The organism is Helicobacter bilis, assembly GCF_900198365.1.
GTDB classification, from domain to species: Bacteria; Campylobacterota; Campylobacteria; order Campylobacterales; family Helicobacteraceae; genus Helicobacter_A; species Helicobacter_A bilis_B.
This window is the reverse complement of sequence record NZ_FZMS01000061.1, coordinates 1-23,826: the sequence shown is the minus strand read 5'-3', so window position 1 is coordinate 23,826 and position 23,826 is coordinate 1. Positions and strand designations below refer to the sequence as shown.

Annotated in this window: 19 protein-coding genes; 16 read left to right on the top strand and 3 right to left on the bottom strand. The window is 35.0% G+C overall.

The window, feature by feature from the left end; translation table 11 throughout:
- Window positions 1-104 precede the first annotated feature (104 nt).
- From polA to C6H08_RS08240, 10 genes are all read left to right on the top strand, one after another.
- A complete protein-coding gene (gene polA / locus C6H08_RS08285; protein WP_104686167.1) occupies window positions 105-3,317 on the top strand; it encodes a DNA polymerase I in 3,213 nt (1,070 codons plus the stop codon).
- A 173-nt stretch (window positions 3,318-3,490) separates the two neighbouring features.
- A complete protein-coding gene (hemC, locus tag C6H08_RS08280; RefSeq protein ID WP_034580116.1) occupies window positions 3,491-4,477 on the top strand; it encodes a hydroxymethylbilane synthase in 987 nt (328 codons plus the stop codon).
- Between the two features lie 19 nt (window positions 4,478-4,496).
- On the top strand, window positions 4,497-5,057 hold the full coding sequence (locus tag C6H08_RS08275; RefSeq protein ID WP_233708543.1) for a CvpA family protein: 561 nt from the start codon (window positions 4,497-4,499) through the stop codon (window positions 5,055-5,057).
- Between the two features lie 45 nt (window positions 5,058-5,102).
- Entirely contained in the window at window positions 5,103-6,623 is a 1,521-nt protein-coding gene (lysS, locus tag C6H08_RS08270) for a lysine--tRNA ligase (protein WP_034580117.1), read from the top strand.
- Window positions 6,620-7,870 (top strand): serine hydroxymethyltransferase, encoded by a 1,251-nt coding sequence (locus C6H08_RS08265; protein WP_034564207.1) that lies wholly within the window; start codon window positions 6,620-6,622, stop codon window positions 7,868-7,870. Before lysS ends, C6H08_RS08265 begins: the two co-directional genes overlap by 4 nt.
- Before the next feature lie 120 nt (window positions 7,871-7,990).
- Complete coding sequence (locus C6H08_RS08260; RefSeq protein ID WP_034564205.1) at window positions 7,991-8,530, top strand: DUF1882 domain-containing protein; 540 nt, start codon at window positions 7,991-7,993, stop codon at window positions 8,528-8,530.
- Between the two features lie 32 nt (window positions 8,531-8,562).
- Window positions 8,563-9,513: an SPOR domain-containing protein gene (locus C6H08_RS08255; protein WP_034564203.1), complete on the top strand. Its 951-nt coding sequence runs from the start codon at window positions 8,563-8,565 to the stop codon at window positions 9,511-9,513.
- 12 nt (window positions 9,514-9,525) lie between these two features.
- Complete coding sequence (gene recG / locus C6H08_RS08250) at window positions 9,526-11,370, top strand: ATP-dependent DNA helicase RecG (RefSeq protein ID WP_034564200.1); 1,845 nt, start codon at window positions 9,526-9,528, stop codon at window positions 11,368-11,370.
- 58 nt (window positions 11,371-11,428) lie between these two features.
- On the top strand, window positions 11,429-12,850 hold the full coding sequence (locus C6H08_RS08245) for a nicotinamide phosphoribosyltransferase domain-containing protein (protein WP_034564198.1): 1,422 nt from the start codon (window positions 11,429-11,431) through the stop codon (window positions 12,848-12,850).
- Between the two features lie 25 nt (window positions 12,851-12,875).
- Window positions 12,876-13,112 (top strand): RNA recognition motif domain-containing protein, encoded by a 237-nt coding sequence (locus C6H08_RS08240; protein WP_004084373.1) that lies wholly within the window; start codon window positions 12,876-12,878, stop codon window positions 13,110-13,112.
- A 207-nt stretch (window positions 13,113-13,319) separates the two neighbouring features.
- Here C6H08_RS08240 and C6H08_RS08235 read toward each other — a convergent pair whose 3' ends face one another.
- The 3 genes from C6H08_RS08235 to C6H08_RS08225 form a co-directional block, all read right to left on the bottom strand.
- On the bottom strand, window positions 13,320-14,033 hold the full coding sequence (locus C6H08_RS08235; protein WP_034564196.1) for an outer membrane beta-barrel protein: 714 nt from the start codon (window positions 14,031-14,033) through the stop codon (window positions 13,320-13,322).
- A gap of 129 nt (window positions 14,034-14,162) precedes the next feature.
- Window positions 14,163-14,627, bottom strand: coding sequence for an acetolactate synthase small subunit (gene ilvN / locus C6H08_RS08230; RefSeq protein ID WP_034564194.1), 465 nt, complete (start codon window positions 14,625-14,627; stop codon window positions 14,163-14,165).
- Window positions 14,628-14,638: 11 nt separating this feature from the next.
- Entirely contained in the window at window positions 14,639-16,375 is a 1,737-nt protein-coding gene (locus C6H08_RS08225; RefSeq protein WP_034564192.1) for an acetolactate synthase large subunit, read from the bottom strand.
- A 301-nt stretch (window positions 16,376-16,676) separates the two neighbouring features.
- Between C6H08_RS08225 and C6H08_RS08220 the strand changes: the two genes are divergently transcribed.
- The 6 genes from C6H08_RS08220 to C6H08_RS08195 all read left to right on the top strand — a co-directional run bounded on the left by C6H08_RS08220 (window position 16,677) and on the right by C6H08_RS08195 (window position 23,495).
- On the top strand, window positions 16,677-18,179 hold the full coding sequence (locus C6H08_RS08220) for a TrkA C-terminal domain-containing protein (RefSeq protein WP_034564190.1): 1,503 nt from the start codon (window positions 16,677-16,679) through the stop codon (window positions 18,177-18,179).
- 1 nt (window position 18,180) lies between these two features.
- Entirely contained in the window at window positions 18,181-18,738 is a 558-nt protein-coding gene (locus C6H08_RS08215; RefSeq protein WP_034564808.1) for an anthranilate synthase component II, read from the top strand.
- Between the two features lie 125 nt (window positions 18,739-18,863).
- A complete protein-coding gene (locus C6H08_RS08210; RefSeq protein ID WP_034564188.1) occupies window positions 18,864-19,460 on the top strand; it encodes a hypothetical protein in 597 nt (198 codons plus the stop codon).
- A 785-nt stretch (window positions 19,461-20,245) separates the two neighbouring features.
- On the top strand, window positions 20,246-21,589 hold the full coding sequence (locus C6H08_RS08205) for a DNA methyltransferase (protein ID WP_034580118.1): 1,344 nt from the start codon (window positions 20,246-20,248) through the stop codon (window positions 21,587-21,589).
- 38 nt (window positions 21,590-21,627) lie between these two features.
- Window positions 21,628-22,629, top strand: a complete 1,002-nt coding sequence (locus tag C6H08_RS08200) for a hypothetical protein (RefSeq protein ID WP_034580119.1) — start codon at window positions 21,628-21,630, stop codon at window positions 22,627-22,629.
- Complete coding sequence (locus C6H08_RS08195; RefSeq protein WP_034580120.1) at window positions 22,626-23,495, top strand: DNA methyltransferase; 870 nt, start codon at window positions 22,626-22,628, stop codon at window positions 23,493-23,495. The genes C6H08_RS08200 and C6H08_RS08195 overlap by 4 nt, the downstream gene beginning before the upstream one ends.
- Window positions 23,496-23,826: the final 331 nt, after the last annotated feature.

The window sequence follows — 23,826 nt, the reverse complement described above, 5'->3', positions numbered from 1 at the left end:
TTTATGCTATAATGTAGCTTTGTAGTTCTAGATTCTAACACTACAAAACAGAATCTCTATATACACAAAATAAAATATTCCAACCTCACACACAAAGGAATAACATGCAAAGTAATCTCTCAAAAGTTATACTCGTTGATACTTTTGGTTTCTTTTTTCGTAGTTATTATGCCCTGCCACCATTGCATAACTCAAAGCATTTTCCAACTTCCTTGCTAACTGGCTTTGCGACACTTATTTTCAATCTCTATAAAGAACATAAAGATTCATGTATTATTTTCACACTTGAGGGCGGTGGGACAAATAGGCGAAAAGAGTTTTATCCACAATATAAGGCGAATAGAAAAGAAGCCCCGCAAGACCTTTTAGCACAACTCCCTGTGGCAATAGAGTGGCTAGAGAAAATGGGACTTCCTACGCTCTCACTGCAAGGCTATGAGGCTGATGACTGCATAGCTACCCTTGCTACCCTTGCTAAAAAAGATGGTTATGAAACACAAATTATTAGCCATGATAAAGACTTGTATCAGCTGATAAGTGAGGGGATTTATATCTTTGATTATGCGAAAAAACAAGCTATCACGCAAAAAGAATGTTATGAAAAATTTGGTGTTTTGCCAAATGATTTTATCATGTATCAAAGTATTGTTGGGGATTCTAGTGATAATGTACCCGGGATTAAGGGCATTGGTCCAAAGGGCGCACAAAGCATTTTAGCACATTTTAAAAGCTTAGAATCTTTATATGAAAATATAGAAAAAGATTATGAAAATATAGTATCACTGCTTGGCAAACGCACAGCAGGACTTATAAAAGAACATAAAGAACAAGCCTTTATAAGTAGGAATCTTGTAACTTTACGCACGGATTTATTACAAAATTATGATTTTTTAAGTAAGAAGAATGAGTTTGAGACTTCACCTTTGCTGACTATCAAAGATGAGTTAGAATCCTATGAATTACACAGGATTTTACAAAAGATACTGCCAAGACGCAAAAATAATACGCAATATGTAGAAACTATACCTTTGGGGGATATAGGTGCTAATCCATTTGAGCAGAGAGCAGGATTTAGGTCGCAAGATAGCAAGAATCTAGATTCCAATAATTGTCATGTTGAGCTTGAGCGAAGCGAAAGCGAAACATCTCAAAGTTTAAATTCAAGTAAAGATTTTTCGCTTAACACTCAAAATGACAAGTTAGAATCTAATATGAAAACTAAGCAAAATTTAGCAATACACTCAAATACAATAGAGAATCTAGATTCTAATATTTGTCATGTTGAGTGTAGCGAAACATCTAGCATGGAATCGAAAAGAGATATTTCGTGCTTACGCACTCAATATGACAATAATCTAGCAGCCCACACAAATTTGACACAGAATCTACAAAATCTAACATTTCAATATACCCCCCATTTAATCACAGATTCTAAAGAGCTTTTTAATCTATTAGAATCTATCCCAAAAGGAAATTTAGTTGCATTTGATTGTGAAACAAATGGCTTAGATGTAAGAGTGGCGGACATGGTAGGATTTAGCTTTTGCTTTGATGGATTGAATGCTTATTATGTGCCATTTTTACATGGTGGGATAAAGCGTGAAAAATCCAAATATGAAGTTATGAAATCTCAAAGCATATCACAGAATCTTTTTAGCACAGAAGAAGCAAAGCCTACATTCTCACTATTTGATGATACGACAATGAGTAAAGATTCTGCAGATAATGATACAACAAATGCCCCCGCACAAATCTCTCAAAGCGACGCAAAAAAAGCCTTAGAAATACTCTTTAGCTACCCACTTATAGGGCATAATATCAAGTTTGATTTACATATAGCATGGCATAATTTTGGTATAAAACCCACACATATACCACAAGATTCTATGCTACTTGCATGGCTTGATGACCCAAGTCAAAGCGTGAGTTTAGATAATCTTATGAAAAAGCATTTTAATCACAATATGATAGCCTTCAGCGATATTGTCCCCAAGAAAGCTACCTTTGATTCTATTGATATAGAGACGGCGAGTAACTATGCAGCAGAAGATGCAGCGGCTACTTTTCAGCTTTATTTTCATTTTAAAAATACGCTTTATCCGCATTTATTCACACTTGCTAAAGACTTAGAGTTTCCTTTTATACGCACACTTTGTGCTATGGAGGATTGCGGTATTGCTATCAATTATTCATATTTTAAGAATCTAAAGACTACTTTTAGCCACACCTTGCAGCAATTACAGCAAGAAATCTATGAAAAAGCTGGGGTATCTTTCAATCTCAACTCACCAAAGCAAGTAGCAGAGATTCTATTTGATACATTAAAGCTTGATGCAAAAAGAAAGGGCAAAAGTGGATATAGCACTGATGAGGCTACATTACTTGCCTTAAAAGATTCTCACCCGGTTGTGCCTTTATTACTTGAGTATAGGGAGATTTTCAAGCTTTTTAGCACCTATATTGAGCCTATATTAAAGTTAGGTAAAAATGAGAATAGAATCTATACGACTTTTCTACAAACAGGCACAAATACAGGCAGACTAAGCTCAAAATCCCCAAATCTTCAAAATATCCCCGTGCGTAGTGAGATGGGTAGAAGTATCCGCAAGGGCTTTGTAAGTAGAGATGGATATAAGCTTTTAAGCCTTGATTACTCACAGATTGAGTTGCGATTATTAGCACATTTTAGCGGGGATAAAGTGCTATTAGAATCTTTTCATAATAATGCTGATATTCACGCAGAAACGGCAAAATTGCTTTTTAAAGATTCTAATAAAGACTTTTCACTTTTAAGAAGCATAGCAAAGTCCATTAACTTTGGTTTAATCTATGGTATGGGTGCAAGGAAGCTATCACAAACGCTAAATATCACACAAACTGAAGCAAGGCAGTATATCGAAGACTATTTTGCGACATTTCCTAGTGTCAAGCAGTTTTTAGAATCTCAAAAAGATTCTATACTTAAAAATGGATATAGCACGACTCTACTTGGGCGAAAAAGGTATTTTGACTTTTTTAGTGCGACTGAATTTATGAGGGCAAACTTTTTGCGAGAAGGTGTAAATACTATCTTCCAAGGCAGTGCCGCAGATTTAATAAAGCTTAGTATGAATGAGATTTATAAGAAAATAGAATCTTTACATAATGACTGCTTTATGCTTTTACAAGTCCATGATGAATTGATTTTTGAAGTAAAAAATAGCATTATAGAATCTTTAAGCAAAGAGTTAAAAGAGATTATGGAAAATATCTATAAACTAAAAGTGCCACTTGTATGTAACCTATCCATAGGCAATACTTGGGCGGAGTTGAAATAATTGCTACAATAAATTTAAGATTCTAAGCGTAATATTATGGAACCTAGCATACTGCATGACATGTAAAATTTGGCATAAATAACTCACTTTTAAATCAAACTCTATAAACCACAGCTTTATTTTTTGAAAATTATATATTATAATATGATATGCGTTTTATTTGGGAGGATAGTATGATAGCAAAGCGTTATAGCGATGTGGTGCAAGAAAAGCCGCTTGTGCTTGGCACAAGGGGGTCTCTCTTAGCCTTATGGCAGGCAAATCATATCAAAGAAAAATTAGAATCGCTTGGCTTTCAAGTTGTGCTAAAAACTATCAAAACAAAGGGCGATAAAATCCTTGATGCACCGCTTGCAAAAATAGGCGGCAAGGGACTTTTTACAAAAGAGTTAGAGAATGAATTGTTAAGTGGTGGGATTGACTTTGCTGTGCATTCGCTAAAAGATGTTCCCATTGCTATTCCACCAGAATTAATGCTTGTTTCTATCACGCAAAGAGAAGATGCTAGAGATTGCTTTGTAAGTGAAAAATACGCAGATATTGCTTCATTGCCACAGGGTGCAAAGGTCGGCACGACTTCACTTCGCCGTAGCATGCAGCTAAAGCGTATAAGGCAGGATTTAGACACACAAAGCCTAAGGGGCAATGTGCAGACACGATTAGAGAAATTGCGTAAGGGTGAATTTGATGCGATTATCCTTGCTAGTGCGGGGTTAAATCGCCTTGATTTGAAAGATGATATTGGCTTTATCTCGCATTTACAGATAAATCAATTTATCCCCGCTATGGGGCAAGGCTCACTTGGCATTGAGTGTAGAGATCCTAAGTATTCGCCAGATTTTAGAGATCAAGCGATTATGAAAATTTTAGAATCTTTGCATGATTCTAAAAGTGCGTTATGCTGTAATATTGAGAGAGCTTTTATACAATTGCTTGGTGGTGGCTGTCAATCACCTATTGGCATACACGCACAGATTTTAGATTCAAAAGAAATAGAGATTCAGTGTGTTGTAGGGAATTTGGACGCTTCAAAAGTGCTTACTGAAACTCGTGTATGCAATAAAGGTGAGGTAGAATACGCATTGCAAGATATGATTAATACGCTAAAGAAAAATGGCGTTATGGAAATTTTAGAAGAAGTTCGCACAAGTTTAAACTAAAAAGATTTAAGGATTCTATATGGAAACAAAGCATTATGTAGATATTGCTGTTATAATTATTGTCGCTGTGCTTGGATTGCGTGGGCTTAAAAATGGGCTTATCCATGAGATTATGGGCGTTCTTGGCGTTGTGCTTGGAATCTACTTTGCCTCTAAATATTGCATTGATGGAGCAAAATATATTGAGTTAGTCGGATTAAGCTTTGAGAATAGGCATATTTTATTAATGTTTGCTTTTATCCTTATCCTTGCGCTTGTGTGGATTGGCTTTCTTGTGCTTGGTGTTATTGTCGCGCGTTTTGTTGTGATTTTACCAGAGATTGCGATTATAAATTATTTTGGTGGTTATGTATTTTCGGCGTTAAAATATTTTGTGATTTTATGCGTTGTTGTATATGGGCTGACACAAGTTGGATTCTTAAAAGATCCCATTAAAAACTTAACTGAAGGCACAAGAAGTTATCCTATAATGTATGAAGTTGCGGAAAAAATTATGAGTATAGAAGCTTTGCAAGATTTACAAAAACAATATGTAGAAGTTGAAGAGACAGCTAAAAAAGGCAGCCACAAAAGCCGCTAGTGAAGTGGTAAAAAGCGTAATAAAATAAATTTATAAGGAGAATACATGTTTGATAATATCTATATTCAGCAAAGAATTGAAAAAGCACAAACACTAAGAGAAGAGAATCTAAATCCATATAGAAATGATTGTGAAGTAAGCCTTGATAATAAAAGCTTTTTAGAAAAATTTGCTTCCCTAAAAAATCTAGAATCTGATGAAAAAAAAGATGAAGACTCGAAAGTATGGGTAAAAGGCAGAGTAAAGTTTTTGCGTCTTATGGGTAAGGCAAGTTTTATAAAAATTGAAGATGAATATGCGATTTTACAGATTTATTTCTCACAAAATGAGCTAGGCGATCTCTTTAAGATTCTAAAGAAAAATTTAGAGGTTGGAGATATTGTAAATGTGTATGGTTTCCCCTTTGTTACAAAGACAGGGGAGCTTAGTCTGCATGCTTTAGAGTTTAAGATTCTAACAAAAGCTATTGTGCCATTACCAGAAAAGTTTCATGGATTAAGTGATATTGAGCTTCGCTATCGACAAAGATATTTAGACTTAATTGTAAATCGCGAGGTAAAAGAGACTTTTCGTATGCGTAGTGCGATAGTCTCTTGTGTGCGTAAATTCTTTGAAAATAGGGGATTCTTAGAAGTTGAAACGCCTATGTTGCACCCAATCCCCGGTGGTGCAAACGCACGACCTTTTATCACTCATCATAATGCCCTTGATGTAGAGAGATATTTACGCATTGCCCCAGAGTTGTATTTAAAGCGACTTGTTGTAGGGGGCTTTGAAGCGGTATTTGAGATTAATAGAAATTTTCGTAATGAAGGCATAGATCATAGTCATAACCCTGAATTTAGCATGATTGAGTTTTATTGGGCATATCATACTTATAATGACTTAATCACACTTACTAAAGAATTGTTTGATTATCTCTTAGATTCTCTCAACCTACCAAAGCAGCTGCCTTTTGGCGATATGCTGATTGATTTCACACAATTTAGCGTTATGACTTATAGAGAATCTTTAGCAAAAATAGGCAATATAGACAAAGATATAATTGAAGATAGAGATAAACTCCATGCGTTTTTGAAACAAAATAATATAAAGATAGAAGAGGGCTTAAGCCATGATAAACTACTCAGTGAAGCATTTGATAATTTTGTAGAATCTAAGCTTATTAATCCAACTTTTATCACAGAATATCCCATTGAGATTAGCCCACTTGCAAGGCGAAATGACATACATTCAAATATTGCGGATAGATTTGAGTTTTTTATCGGTGGCAGAGAGCTTGCTAATGGTTTTTCAGAGCTTAATGACCCGCTAGACCAACTTGAGCGATTTAAGGCACAAGTAGCCGAAAAAGAAAAGGGCGATGAAGAGGCACAATATATGGACGAAGATTATGTATGGGCTTTAGGGCATGGTATGCCACCTACTGCAGGGGAAGGTATAGGCATTGATAGGCTTGTTATGCTTTTAACAAATAATAAGTCTATCAAAGATGTGCTTTTATTCCCTGCGATGAAGCCAGTGAGTGAAAATTACAATTCTATTAATAAAGAGGAGCAAGCATGAGTTATACAATGCAAACAACAGATTCTGAAATTTTTTCTTTGATACAAAAAGAGTTACAACGACAAAACGAGCATTTAGAAATGATTGCAAGTGAAAACTACACTTTTCCAAGTGTTATGGAAGCTATGGGCAGCATTTTGACAAATAAATATGCAGAGGGTTATCCGGGCAAGAGATATTATGGTGGTTGTGAATTTGTAGATTCTATAGAATCTTTAGCGATTGAGAGGGCAAAAAAGCTTTTTGGTTGTAAATATGCAAATGTCCAGCCACATTCAGGTAGTCAAGCAAACGCAGCAATTTATGGGGCACTGCTTAAACCTTATGATAAGATACTAGGCATGGATTTAAGTCATGGTGGGCATTTAACACATGGTGCGAAAGTTAGCATGAGTGGTAAAATGTATCAAAGCTTTTTTTATGGTGTTGAGCTTGATGGCTATATTAATTATGATAAGGTTATGGAGTATGCAAAGGTTGTGAAGCCAAATATTATTGTATGTGGATTTTCAGCTTATACTCGCACACTTGATTTTGCGAAATTTAGAGAAATTGCAGATTCTGTAGGGGCTATCCTTATGGCTGACATCGCACATGTAGCAGGGCTTGTTGTGGCAGGGGAATATCCTAATCCTTTTCCATATTGTGATATTGTTAGCACCACTACACACAAAACGCTGCGTGGTCCAAGGGGTGGCGTGATACTTACAAATAATGAAGAGATCGCACAAAAGATTGATAAAATGGTGTTTCCGGGTATGCAGGGCGGTCCGCTTATGCATGTTATCGCGGGAAAGGCTATTGGCTTTGGGGAGAATTTAAAACCAGAATGGAAAACTTATGCAAAGCAAGTCAAAGCAAATATTAAAGTTTTAGCAGAAGTTTTGGTGAAATCGGGCTTTGATTTAGTAAGTGGCGGGACAGATAATCACTTAGTGCTTATGAGTTTCTTAAAGAAAGATTTTAGCGGCAAAGACGCAGATATTGCCTTAGGTAATGCAGGGATTACTATCAATAAAAACACTGTTCCGGGTGAAACTCGCTCTCCATTTGTAACAAGCGGTATAAGGATAGGCTCACCAGCACTCACCGCAAGAGGTATGAAAGAGAAAGAATTTACATGGATAGCAGAAAAAATAGCAGAGATTCTAAATGATATTAATAACACAGCCTTGCAGCAAAAAATAAAGGCTGAAGTAGCAGAACTTGGCAAGGAATTTCTTGTTTATGATAAGGCGATTTTCTAGTCGTAATATTAGCAATAAGAAAAATTTCCTTGTAATTGTAACTTGTAATGCAAAACTTACTTAAAGCATGTTACAATTACAAATTTAAATGAAGTAGTATAAATGCATAAGGAATAGCAAATGACCGAAATGGAACTCAAGTTAATAAAGATTGACACACGCTATTACTATACAAAAGCGAAAGGCTTGGGACAAAAAACTTCTCATAACGGACGCATATTTTACGATAAATTTGAGCGGGTAGATTCTATGCTTACTTCCCAAGTTATGCAAGCCCATTTTCGCAAAGAAATTATTGTCGCGCACTCCCTTATATTGCGTGGCAATAAGGTAGAAAATATTGTGTTTGATTATAATGGCAGAGATCCGCAAAGATTCTATCATAGAGCACAATTGATGTTGCGTGATGAAGGCTTTATTAACTTTACTGCTTATCAAACAAAAACGCCCGGTCATTTGCATTTATACATACACAAAGGGCATACAGATTTAGAAGAAGGAAAAAGACTTGCAGAAAACCTTTCTATGAAGCTTGCCTCAAAATGTCCTGTTGAGTGGCGTATGTTTCCAAGCAATGATGTCCCACCGCAATTTAATATTTTGACATTGCCCTATGAAGTCTATGCAAAAGAGCGTGGTGCATGGGCGAAACACATGTAATAGAGAAATTTTAGACTATAAAGGATTATACAATGAAAGACGACAATAAAGCAGTTAATGATATTTTTCAAAATGACAATGGAAGCAAAAATAAAACAAAAACCATATTGCTTTTAACCATTGTAGCCATCATTTTAATATCTGTGTTTTTAATCATTGCATGGGTGATGACTAGAGATAATCCATTGCAAGATATGCAGAATCAAGCAGCGCAGAATCAAAATAAAGATGGACTAGCATTAAATGAACCCAAAGATAGGACACTGCCTTACGCACATAATCTCGATTCTCAAACTCCACCTCAAAATCCATTAGGTTTAGATACAAACAGAGATTCATTAAAACCACAAGAGAGCGAGGCACAAGTAAATAATCCAATGTCAAATGTCCCGCCATTAGGTGTGCCTACAAACGCTGATTCTATGCCTACAACCAGCACAAAGCCATCAAAAGGCGATGATCTTGAAAACGATGCGCGTTTTCAAGCGGCATTAAGGGATCTTGAAAAGCAACATAATGATAAAAAGAATATAGACAAAAATACAGAATCTAAAAAAGAAGAAGCTAAGAAAGAAGAGCCTAAAAAAGCAGAAGCTAAAAAGCCAGAACCCAAAAAACAAGAACCAGCCAAAATAGAATCTACTAAGCCAAAAGATTCTGAAAAAGAGACTAAAAAGCCAAATGACAATATTATCCCAAAACCACAAAATAATGTCGTAAGCGCGAATCAGGGTAAAGCACCAGAGCAAGGCTATTACTTACAAGTTGGTGTTTTCACACAAACTCCAGCTCAAAGCTTTTTAAATAAAATCGCAAAATATAACTATCGCGTATTAAAAACAGAGGAAGATGGCGTTACGAAGTCAAAATACTTAATCGGTCCATACATATCAAAAAATAAAGCCAAAGAAGCAGAACAAAAAGTAAGAGAAGAAGTAGAATCAAAAGCAAATGTTATCTTCTATCAAAGACAAGCAAAATAAAGGCAAGATTCTTTGCATGCTCTGCTTTCTTATTGTTTAGAGAATATTCCAAAATCCTATGATACAACCTATCCTATCACCGAGTTTAGTCAAGGTGAGCAGGGTGTGCTTGAAGTTACTATCACACAGAAAAGATTCCATAACAATATACTTTTTATAGAATCTTTTTGTAAGGATTTTAACTCTTCTCTACGCATTATTATCTTTAATGCCCGTCCCTATCACGCACAAATATTTCAAGAGACAAAAACGCTTTTTGTGCTAGGAACGCTTGAATTCCAACATGATAAAATGACAAATGCCCTAACCCCTACTTTTGTAAATCCAAAGATTCCACGCACAACAAATACTATCACCATGCAGTTTAAATCACGCACAACAAAACTAGCAGACCTGCAAAAACATATCACAAAAGAAGCCCTTGAAAGCACACATATACCACAGCAATATAGTGATAAACTTTATCGCATTTTTCACCCAGACCTTGAGTTTTTTAAAGAATATAGTAAAGAAAAAGCCCTACCAGAGAGTTTTCAAGAAGCATTAAAATTTATTGAAATTTTTGTCTATACACAAAGATTGCGTAAAAAGAAAACACAATTCCGTGCAAAGTTTCGTTGCAATGGAAACTTAGAATCTTTTTTACAAACCCTACCTTTTAGCTTAACAAACGCACAAAAAGAAGCCATAAAAGACATACAAGAAGATTTAAAAAGTGAATTTGCGTGCAGACGCATTGTCATGGGTGATGTAGGTTGCGGTAAAACTATGGTTATTCTAGCAAGTGTCATATTAGCCTATCCACAAAAATCAATGCTTATGGCACCCACTACAATCCTTGCTAAACAGCTTTTTGAAGAAGCAAAGAAATATCTACCAAAGCATATAAACATAAGCTTTGTTTCATCAAGTAATGCAAAAGAGAGAAAAAAGCCGCTAGAGGGCGATTTTATTATCGGCACACATGCCTTGCTTTATAGAAGCGGGGATTTAACAGATTTTGCCTTAGTAATGACAGATGAGCAACACAGATTTGGCACAAATGCTAGAAGTAAATTAGAGCAAATGTTAGAGGGGAAAGATGAGCATGGTCGCACAAAACCGCATAATATACAATTCTCTGCCACGCCAATCCCACGCACAATGGCAATGCTAAAAAACAATGTAGTCTCTTTTTCATTCATTAAAGAACTCCCCTTTAAAAAAGACATTGATACAAGAATCATTGATAAAAGCGGCTTTCAAAGACTAATTGAGCATATCCGCACAGAGCTTGCAAAAGGGCATCAAATCGCAATCATTTATCCACGCATTGAAGAAGCCGATGAAAGTAAAGAAAAGCCTATAAAAGATTCTCGTTATGCACCCATTCCCTACATGTCGCTAAAGGATGCGGAAAACTATTGGATAAAGCATTTTCCACATGTATTTAGCACACATGGTAGAGACAAGGAAAAAGAAGAAGTGCTAGAGCAGTTTGCAAATACAGAGAGTGCGATACTTCTTGCTACAACAATGATTGAGGTGGGAATCTCTTTGCCAAAGTTAAGCATTATCGTAATCGTTGGGGCAGAGAGACTAGGACTTGCAAGTCTTCATCAGCTTCGTGGGCGTGTAAGTCGCAATGGTTTAAAAGGATATTGCTATCTCTATACGCACCAGATACAAAATGAGCGATTGATCCGCTTTGCAAAAACATTAAATGGCTTTGACATCGCAGAGCTTGACTTAGAATACCGCAATAGCGGGGATTTACTTGATGGGATTTTACAAAGTGGCGCACAATTTAGATATTTTGACTTTGCAACTGATAGCAAGATTCTAGAAGAAGCAAATGCCCTTATCCATAGAATCTAAACATAATCTTAGTAAATATTAGTTATAATGTGCTTTTAAATCACACACAAGGCTTTATATGCAATACCCACAATTGCTTTTTATTTCTGATTGTTATAAATACACACATGCAGCAATGTATCCAAATAATGTCGATGAAGTATATAGTCTGCTTTATTGTAGAAAACCGCGTTTGCCTTTAGAATCTTTAAATGGACATATTGTAGCCTTTGGTATGCGACAAGCTATCAATAAACTTCAATCTTTATATGATGAGTTTATACAATGGGACAGAAAAAAGCTAGAAGAAGGGCTAAGACTACTTTATGCGGATTTTATGAAGCTTAATCCAAATGACACTTCTTATAAATTTCTCATTGATAAATGGCTTACTCTCCCAAAAGTCATGCCTATTACTTTTAGGGCAGTCCCAGAGGGGACATTTGTGGCAAATAATACGCCTATTATCTCAATGCATTGTGCTGAAAGCAAGCATTGCTGGTTTGTAAATTTCATTGAAACATATCTTAACTCTATGCTATGGAAGACATGCTTTGTAGCGACACAGGCAGCTATCTTTAAACGCATTGAGTATGATTGCTTAGGCTATTATCTTGATGAGAGTTTTAACTTTCATGATTTTTCTGCACGGGGTATGAATGGCATTATGGACTGCTATAATTCTGGCGTAGGACATGTTCTCTTTTTCTCTGGCACAGATTCTATAATGGCATTACAAAATGTATATGAAAACTATGGCGGTAATGTAAGTATGCTAGGCTCAATCCCAGCAAGTGAGCATAGCGTAATGTGTCTAGGCGGACAGGCAAATGAGCTTAATACCTTTAAGCATATCATGCAGCAATTCCCAAATGATATGGTATCAATCGTAGCTGATACATGGAATCTATGGGATATTATCGAGTCTTTAAAAAGGGATAAAGATGCGTATAATCTCATTTCTTCTCGTTTAAAGCCCATTGTATTGCGACCAGATTCAGGCGATCCATTTTTAATATTAACGGGCGATGAAAACTCACAAGATTCTAGAGCTAAAAAAGGTGTGATACGGCTTGTTAATGAATATTTTGGCTTTGATAAAGTGCGTATTATCTATGGTGATGCAATCAGCACAGAACGCGCACAAAAAATCTATGAATGGTGCAAACAAAATGGCTATAATCCAACAGAGTTTTTGTGCTTAGGCGTAGGGAGCTATGCGTATAATTCAGGCATACGCGATGATGTAGGATTAGTTACAAAAATGACTTGGGCAAAGATAGGGGGAAAACCCACGCATTTAATCAAAAATCCAATCACAGGTAATGAAAAAATGTCTCTATCAGGGCAAGTCTCACTTGACAAAGACACAAGAGATGTAACGCAATTTCTTGATAGCACACCAGAAAATGACTTGCTAAACGCAGATTTAGCATTACCAAACTTTGCGCACATAAGAGAGTATGTAAAAAAAGAGTTTTTACGCGCAATCAATCATTAAGATTAATTATTAAGAAAGGATAAATATGAAAAGCATATATATAGGCAATCTCACTTACACCACAACGCAACAACAAGTGCATGATATATTCGCGCAATTTGGCAATGTCATCTCAAGCAGAATGATTCTAGATAAAACAACCCATAAATTCAAAGGATATGCCTTTGTAGAAATGGAAGATGAAAACGCAGAAACCGCAGTCAGTATGCTAAATGGCGAAAGCTATAATGGCAGAATCATGCGAGTAAGTATTGCAAATTAGCCTAGATATTGCAGGATAGAGGCAATGCAAAAGGAAGTCTATTTTAGGCAATACAGCAAAGATGAATTTTACGCACTCAATATAGAATCTTGTAAGATTTTGCAGGAAAAAGAGGATGTAGATAAGGCACTTAGGTTTTAGAATCTATGATGAAATTCTTTTTAATTGGTATGGCAAGTTGTTATGGCATTTAGTCTATGTTAGAAATTAAAATGTATAGCTATACCCAAGATGGAAAGAAAATGGACTTTGAGGCTTATATATTTCCTCGCGAATTACATTTGGCGGATTGTTGGTATCTCTCACGATATTGCGTAAATCAGGTTGCAATATTGCGTATCGATAGAGAATCTCTAACCTATGTCGGCTTTCAAATGTGAGTGAGAAGCCTGCATTTGCCACCGCTTTAAATCCACTCTTTGTATAGTTTTGCGTATGTTGCAAATTCCCATTACCTCTATATGTCTTTTGTGCGCCAAGCTCATAACCAGCACCCAAGCCAAATATAATACCCAAACTCAATTTCAAATCATTGTTGTTATAAAAATCATATAGCACATCAGCATTGAACAAAAATGTATGCGTATTTGCATATAAATCATTTATAACTGCTACATCTCTATATGCTGTTACAAAATCACTAAAGCTATAGCTATAACTACCATAAAGTCGCATACCCCATGTTTTTGTGAAAAATAGATTATAGCCAAGCTTCAAACCAGCATCTACAACAAACCTATCGCTATCATGTCCCATTACAAGATTAAACCCGCTATCAACACCAAGCATAGCCCCAGTCTTTGAATCTTTTGTGATCTCTTTTGTGGGTTCGGGCAATCTAGGCTGTATGCGTTTATAAACTTGTGCATACGCCACACTTGATAAAGTTATACTGCACAATATTACACTTACATATTTCATATAAACTCCTTTGCTTTTTCAAAGAAGTAGTATCGACAAAAAAATATATTATTTGATTAATTATGGTCTAGATTCGGCATTCAGGCTATATAGGCCTATATTGGCAAAATCAAAACACAACACACAAATCTATCTCTCAATCGCAAGCACGCCGCTACGCACGATTTCTTTTGGCATGAAGTTATGCAATGAAGTGATAATGTCTTTAATCATTTGTGTTTCACCACTTACACTAAAGACAATGTTTTTTTCATTCCAGCTTACAATCTTGCCACCAGAAGCATTGATTAAGGCACTGATTGCACCGATTTTTTCATTATTTTCAAATTTAATCAAGGCAATTTCTTGTGTAACAATATCGCTGTGTTCTACGACATTTAGCACGGGGATAAGCTTGTGTAGTTGCTTTATGATTTGTTCTAGCACCCTTTCATCGCCACGCGTTGTGATGGTTATCCTTGAGAGATTATTATCTGTTAAAGGAGCAACGGTTAAGCTATCAATATTATAACCTCTACCTGCAAATAACCCTGAAATACGCGCTAAAACACTATGTTCATTCACAACGGTGATACAGATAATTCGCTTTTGCATAGTTTTCCTTATTATTCTAATATCATTTTATAGAGTGGATTTCCACCCGGGACCATTGGCAATACAATCTCATCTTTATCAACGCATACATTAATAAGGCTAACTTTTGGACTATTTATTGCCTCTTTTAGTGCTTCTCTAAAGGATTCTTTATCATGTGCTTCTAAACCTAATGCACCAAAACTCTCTGCTAATAGTTTAAAGTTTGGTTGTGTGAGTTTGACATGGGATAATCTCTTTTCATAGAAAAATTCCTGCCATTGCTTTACCATACCTAGATAGCCATTATTGAGTATGATATTTATGGTTTTAATATTAGATTCTATACAAGTCATAAGCTCTTGTATATTCATTAATATCCCGCCATCGCCGCTAAAGTTTATCGCATATTTTTGCTTACTCTCACTTTCTTTATTCTCTTTTTGCATTTCTTGCAGGGCGATTGAGACGCCCATAGTCGCTGGCATACCAAAGCCCATAGTCCCTAGCCCACCACTTGTGATAAATTGTCGTTTTGTGCTAAATGGATAAAATTGTGCTGCCCACATTTGATGTTGTCCAACATCAGTGATAATAACTGCATTTTCGCCTAGAATCTTTCCAGTCTCTTCTATAACCCATTGCGGTTTTAATAGATTTGTATCGCAATCTTTATACGATAGCGGGTGAGAGTTACTCCATTTTTTAAGCTTTGTAAGCCATGCTTTTCTTGCTTCAATCACTTCTTGTGCTGGTGTTTTATCCTGTAATTCTTTAATGAGTTCTTGTAAAACTAGATTTAAATCACCTACAATAGGATAATTTACATTAATGATTTTTCCTATTGAGCTAGGGTCAATATCAATATGTGCTATCTTTGCAAACTTTGCAAACTCACTCACTTTTCCCGTTACTCTATCATCAAACCTAGCACCTAAACTAATGAGTAAGTCGCATTCACTTGTAGCCATATTTGCCGCATAAGTGCCATGCATACCAAGCATACCTAAGAAGTTAGAATCTCCCTGTGCTACGCCCCTTGCCATAAGCGTTTCTACACTTGGAATCTGTGTTATTTCAAGCAGCTTCTTTATTAAGTCATAACTATTTGCGATAACTGCACCGCCACCTATGTAAAAAAGCGGATTATGAGATTCTAGAATAGCATTTGCAAGTTTTTTTATCTGCTTTGCATTGCCCTTTGTTGTTGGTTTATAACTTGCTAGAGAAATGCTATTTGGATAGTTAAACTCCCCTATTTGTGCGCTAATATCCTTTGGTAAGTCAATGAGAACGGGTCCAGGTCTGCCACTTCTTGCGATATAAAAGGCTTCTTTTAAAATGCGTGGTAACTCTTCAATGCTTTTTACAAGATAGTTATGTTTCGTGCATGGACGAGAGATTCCCACTGCATCAATCTCTTGAAATGCGTCTGTGCCAATTTGAGTGAGAGGGACTTGTCCGCTAATAACAACTAGCGGGATAGAATCTGTAAAAGCGGTAGCAATGCCTGTAACCGCATTTGTAAAGCCCGGTCCAGAAGTAATGATTGCCACGCCAACATTACCAGAAGCCCTAGCATATCCATCGGCTGCATGGACTGCCGCTTGTTCGTGCCTTGTTAAAATATGTCGAAAATAATCTTGCTTATAAATCTCATCATAGACATTAAGGACAGCCCCGCCCGGATAGCCAAAAATCACAGACACACCCTCTAAATGTAGTGCTTCAATAAGCATTCTTGAGCCATTCATTTGCTGCTTTGCCATATCATTCCTTTAAGTAATACCACATAATACTGCCTAAACAAAAAGCTATATTATATACAACTTTTTGCTAAGCTTGTCAAGTATTTTTTACTTATTTATTTGTTTTATATGCAAATGATAAAGTTTTTTGATGATTGTTTATATCACACAGCAAACACTCTCAAACTTGTTTTAGTTTGTTTTATGTTATAATTGCTAATCTTTATGGCTTAGAATCCGTATTCTATGGGTTTTGTATATATGCTTTGTTTTAGCGATTTTTATTTATGCTAAGATTGAGATTTTAAGAAAAGGCAGAATGATGAGATATGTGCTTATTGTAGCTGATGGAGATATTGCATTAAATTTTGTGCATAAAGTGCTAGATGATTACTCAAGCAATAACTTCTATATTGTTTTGTATAGAGATTCTCGCTTTTTGCCAAAGAAATATCCAAATACTTTTAGATTCCATGAATGCGATTATACTTCCACTTTTCGTCTTGAATCTTGCCTAGATAACGATGATATTAGCGATATTTTCATTGTATTACAAGATGAAAAAGAGGGTGATGTCGTATATGAATATTTACGCAAAAACTACAAAAAAAGTCGCATTGTGCGTAGCATACATGCCCCTGAAATTTCTTATGAGACCACAAAGAAAAGTGATGGGAATCTAGTGATTGTAGCAGAGACTAATGCGGTTGCTTCAAGACTATTGCTTCGTATGCCAAATGTCCCTGTTATCCCGCGTGGCTTTGGTTTAGAGCAAGGTGAGATTATGGAGATTGGCGTGCCAAGTGGGAGCATTTATGCACATCGTCAAATCGATACGATAGAGCAATCTGGGTGGTGCATTGTTGGAATCTATCGTGCAAATAAATTTATTCTTGCCACACATGATGCAGTGATTTTCCCCGGAGATATTTTACTCGTAGCAGGTGAGCCACAAAAAACACGCATGATATATAACCAAATCAAAGCGGATATAGGGCAGTTTCCAGCACCATTTGGACGCGATATATGTCTTATACTCGATATGCGTTTGCAACCAAAAGAGACAATGCTGCATGACTGCAAAGAAGCGATTTATCTACACAGACACTTAAAGAGCGCAAAACTTACTATTAAGGTTTTACACGCAACAGATTTTGAAACTATAAAAGCACTTGAAGAATTAAAGAGTGAAGATATCGCTGTGGCTATTGATTATGAGAATCTAGACTTTAGACAAACTTTAGAAAACAAAATAAGTGAGAAAGTGGGCTTTATCATCGTAAGTCAAGAAATCTTTGCAAAAAGGGCGTATCGCAGGGCTTTATGGGAGAGTAGATTGCCTGTTTTAAAGATAGGTATGTATTCCTTGCGACCAGATAACTATGATCACACACTATCAAAACAGCAACTTTATACACAAAAGAAAATGCTATATCCACCAAATGTTACAGCAAGTTTGCTTGTAAGCTCTGGTGATGGATATAGAGATTCTAATATCGCAACACTTATATTTGATATTAGCAAACAACTTTGCCTTGATGTAGCGGTGTATGATTTTGAGCCAGATGGGCATTTTAATAATAAGATTGATGAAGAGTTTGAGAATCTTTCCAGAATCTTTGAGAGAAAATACACTATACAGCATAATAATATAGACAATCCTATCTTTCATATACAAGGTTTAAATAAGCCGATTTTACATTTCATTCCATTTCGCATGTCTATAACTAGATCAAGATTTGCAGCATATATACGAACGCAGTTTGAATCTATCGCATGTATGGATAATACGAATCCGCAACTTTTCATTCCTGTGAGTGAATAGAATGCGAGTAGTTTTAATCGATAATTACGACTCTTTTACGCATAATGTCGTGTATTTACTGCGTGATATTGGCGTAGAAGTTAGCGTTTTACGCAATGATTGCTCTTTACAGACTTTAAAAGATTCTAACTTTGATGCACTCATTATTGCACCCGGTCCCAGCCACCCTTTGCAATCTGGAATCTGCTTAGAAGCGATTAAATATTTTGCTCCATTTAAAAAGATTCTAGGCATTTGCTTGGGACATCAGTGTATCGCACATATTTTTGGTGGCGAAGTAGTCCCCATGCAAACACCACAGCATGGTAAAATCTCGCATGTAACTTTTAGCAATCACCCGCTTTTTCATGGTATAAAAACACCGCTAAAAGTTGGTCGTTATCATTCATTGCATGTCAGCAAACTTGGTAAATGCAGGGCATTGGCATGGAGTGAAGATAATGTAGTCATGGCATTACAAGCAGAAGGTTATCAAACTTACGGGATACAATTTCACCCAGAATCTATTTTGCAAGACCAAGGCAAAAAGCTACTAGCAAATTTTTTTGAGTTGTGTTAATTATGTTTTATTGGTAGCAGGATTATAATTATCGTGTAAAAAGCTAATAAAAGGTATCACACGTTGCAAAGTAAAATATCTTATATAGGATCTTAGTGAAAGATTTGTATATTTAAGGGTATTGAATGATTTTACAATCACTAGAAGTTACTTGGAAACCTGAAACCATAGAGAAAAGAATAGCTGAATATAAAGAGTTAGCCCCAAAGATAAGCCAGTTGCAAAGCACATTAAAAAGCTTACAAAAAGCAGAGCTAGATTCTGAAGCAAGTAATGAAACAATCTCTGCATTAAGACAAAAGCTAAATAGTGATTATGAAGCAGTAGTGGGTAAGAATGGCAGCTTTTATACAAAGGATAAAAAGGTATCCCCTAGATTTAAACTCTTTGAAATGGTAGATGATACAAGCTTTGAGATATTTGCATTAGAAAAAGCACCGCTTGTAAAGAATAATAAAGTAGTAGGAGCAGAAAAGGCAGATATTTTTACAAAGCGAGTAAGCTATCCTTATGTAAGCCCACAAAGTGCAGATAACTTGCATGATGCTATGCACATAAGCTTAAATGAGACAGGCTATAATGATTATCAAAGGATAGCTGACCTTTTAGGAAGCGATGTAGATTCTGTAAAAAAAGGTATTAAAGCCTTACTGCTTGTGCTTATTTCACTCTCTATATCTTTTATAGCTTCTTTGGTAAAGCTAATATCATCTTGTATTTGATGTAATACCCTTTGTGTTTGTGCTATAAGAGTGCTATTTGTCTTTAAGATATTGTTATCATCAAAGGCTTTAAAGCTTTGCAAGTCTTGTTCTAGCAATTCTGCTTTTTGTAATAAATGATTATATTGTGAATAGGCATTCTCTAGTGTCTTTTGAGTAGGTTTATCTAGCTGTATTTCCCCACTCTCTATTTTTCTTTGAAACTCTTGCATACCGAGTTTATCAAACTCTACTTCCATTCTATAAGTTGCTTCATTGTCATTCTTTATTGTGTTATTATATTGACTTGCTTCCTTGTCATATTGAGCCGTAGGCGAAATATCTCTACTTGCATAAGGTTTAGATGTTTCCAGCTCACGCCTCAACATGACAGAATCCTTATTTACAGATACTTCACTCCCTCGCAATGATTCTATAACTTCCCTTTGTATAGTCTCTATATCTTTTCTAGCTTCATTTAAAGCATTCTCTATAACTTCTTTTTTCTCTTGTAACTCTTGCTTATGTTATTTTTATGCGTTTAAAATCTATTTTTATTGATTACTTATAATATATTGCAAAATGATATTTGACGAATTCTCAACCATTTCTTGTAAAATACAATAAACACAAAAAGGGCAAACTTGACAAAAGTATTGTACAACAATGGTAATATCGCATTAACCAAACACACTAGTTACTTACACACTATCTTGCAAAAATCACAAAAGCATTTAGAATTAATATTTAATGAAAACAAATGTGTATAAATTTTTAGGTAAGAAAAAATTGGGAGAATATGAGTTATGGAAGATATAAACAATGCTTTAGTGGAGCTAAAAAGAGAACCCATTTATACAGCAATGAAGTATTGGGGTAAAAAGCCCCATAACATTTGGGCATCTTATATAGATACTTATACGCTAAAAGATGGTGTATTTTTTGACCACTTTTGTGGCAGTGGAATGAGTGCTTTAGAATCTTTAAGGTTGAAAAGAAAAACACTTGCTTTTGATATTAATCCTTTAAGTAGCTTTTTGCTTAAAATTTATACAACACATTTTGATTTTAATGCCTTTAAAAAGGAAGCATTAAAGATTATTGATAATGTGCGTAAAGATTCTATCTATCAAAAACTTTGGGCTTATGATGGGGAGTTTCATAATTTTAAATATTATAATGGAGAAATTTATGAAATTTGCAAAGCAGATAAAAGTATTTATTATGAAGCTACGCAAAAAGATTTAGAATCTTTAGAATTTGCAGATTCTATTGATTTGCAAGATTTAGGATTGAATTTTATAGATGAGCCGTTTTTAGATAGTGATTCTTTTAGTGCAAATTTTATCAAACAAGTGGGCGGTAATAATTTCAAATACATATGGACAAAACGCAATTTGATTATTCTATCTTTGATATTTAAGCAAATTTTACAAGTTAAGAATACACAGACTAAAGAGCAACTATTGTTTGGATTTATAATGATTGTGCATTTGTGTTGCAAAATGAATGTGCCAAGAAATGATGGAGCAAAAAGAAATTTTAGCACAAGCTGGGGCAGGAGTGCTTACATCTGTGCAAAAAGGCAAATGGAGCAGAATCCTTTGCTTTTATTTGAGCGGAATTGCTTTGAAAAACAGGGGGTAAAAACAGCACTTTTAGCGAGCAATGAATATGTGGATAAAAGTTTGCTTTGTAAGGAGGTTAGCAATGCTAATAGGCAAAAAGATTCTAAAAATTTTGCTTTAAAATATGGTGTTGTGAATATCTTAAAACTAGAAGATTATGTGAATGAAAAAAGTGTAGATTTTATCATCACTGACCCACCTTATGGCGGACTTGTGCAGTATTTAGATTTATCTTATTTATGGCTTTTATGGCTTAAGATTTATGATAAGAAATACGGTAACATAGATTTTGCTAGTGAGATTACTATTAACAAAAATTGCGATATAAAAGCATATGAAGTGCGTTTTACTAAAAGCCTTAAACAACTCCACAGAGTCTTAAAAGATGATGGAAAAATGGTTATAACATTTCACAATAAAGACATAGCTATTTGGAATAGCTTTATGCATTCGCTTAAAAATGCTGGATTTATTATACAAAAGGTTATCCATCAAAAAATCGCCGCAGTGGTGAAAGCGTAGTAGCAAATCCTTATGGCACTTCAGGTACAGATTTTTATTTGCGTTGCATAAAAAATCCACACACACAAGTAAGCACAGAGATAGAATTACAAAATCTAAGTCAAAAAATTGTAGAAATTGCCATTAATGCCATTGCTTTGCGTAATGAGCCAACGCCTTATGAGATTTTATTTGATGCGATTTTAGCCCACATTACTTCTAGTGGCTTTATTTTTAGTGATGATTGCGATGGCGATATTAAAACTGCGTTAAATAAACACATTGATAAAATCTTTACAATAAGGCAAGACAAAGAAACAAAAGCAGGGAATTTATGGTGGTTTAAAGAGCCTAGAGAATACATAAAACATCCCGATATTCCACTAAGTCAAAGGGTAGATAGGCTTGTATTGCAAGTCTTAAAAGAAAATGCGCTAGTAGGCTTAGATGATATGCTAAATGTTGTGTATAAAAATTTTCCAAATGGCTTAACGCCTGATGAAAGCAGTATATTAAAATCGCTTAAAAAATTTGCTACAAAATCAAGTAATGCTTGGGTGTATAATCCTAATGCCTTAGAATCTAAAAATGCTACAAAACACACGCTTTATATAAGCTATCTTGCAAAGATTGGTAAAAAGCTAGGTTTTGATATTTTCATAGGCAAGAGAGAGCAGAGAGAAAATATTGATAATAAAAAATTAAGTGATTATGCTAATATTTTTGAACTAAGTTTTATTACAGATGATTTTACAAGACAAAGGGCTTTGTATATTGATATTTTGTTTATAAAAGATAAATCAATACATTATGCTTTTGAGATAGAAAACTCCACAAATATTATTGAAGCTTTACATAGAAATAGCGTTTTAGAATCTAGCATACCTAAATTTATTGTGATTCCAAATGATAGAGAAGAGGAGCTTTTAGGCAAAAAAGAGCCTTTGTTTGTAGAATCTATAAAAAAGAATCATTGGCAATATTTATTATATAGCGATATAGACAAGCTCGTAAAAGTAAAATATCCACGATTAGAGCAGTTTGCAAAGGATATTGTATGAATACACAAGAATCTGTTGGCAAGTATGACCCACGAAATACACTAAATGACCTTACAGGCAAGGAGTGGCTAAAGCTTACTTCAAGTTTTTGGATAAGTGAAAAATGCAGCCTTGATAAAGACGCACTAAAGCATCCAGCACCATTTTTAGTTAAAGATATACAAAAGCTTATAAGTCTTTTTACAAAAAAGCATATGAAAGTTTTAGACCCTTTTTGTGGTTCAGGCACGACTTTACTTGCGGCAAGTTTATTAGAAAGGCAAAGCATAGGCTATGATTTAAGTCTAGAGTATAGGGATTTAGCATTGCAAAGATTACAAAAAATCAAGGCAAATCATTGTAGCTATGAGATAGGGGATAATAAAAAACTTTTGCAAACGCTAGATGAGCAAAGCATTGATTATATTGTAACTTCACCGCCTTATTTTAATATTTTGAAAAACAATTCTAAAGGGCTTAGGGCTGATAAATCGCATAAGGGATTTAGAAATGGTGCAAGAGATGGCGTAGTGGCATACAATGTAGATTCTAAAGAGAATTTAGAGAATTGCGAGGATTATGAGAGTTTTTTAAAAGCATTAAGTGAGGTTTTTAATGGGTGCAAGAGAGTGCTAAAGAATAAAAAGTATTTATCAATTGTTATTAGCGATTTTACGATTAATAAGCAAGAAGTTAATGTAACAGGAAATATTATTGCGATGATGATAGATATAGGATTTAAGTTTGTAGGCAATGTGGCGTTATTACAAAATAATAAGCCCTTATATCCCTTTGGCTACCCCTATGCCTATAAAATCAACCACCACAATCAAAATATTTTAAATTTTATGAAAGAAAATAAAAGCCCTATAAATTCCGTTGATTAAAATGTATATAGAATAACATACAGGATGGTTAAGTTTAAGTCCATTATTACATCTTTCATTTTGATAAGAGTTTCATATTTTAGGTAACTTTACCAAGATATTTCTCATAAATGCAAAAAGATTTCCCCCTTTTGTTTCACTCAAGGTCAAAATGACAAGCACAAAACCCCATATTCTAGCATTTGCATTATAGTTTTATGAGTTTTAAGGCTTTTTTATAGTAGGAGTTATCTTTTGCGATAATGACTACTATAAAAAAGCCTTAATCTCTTAAATGTATAATCAAAGGCGAATATCTAAACAATCAAGGATTATGTAGCAGTTCCTTAGC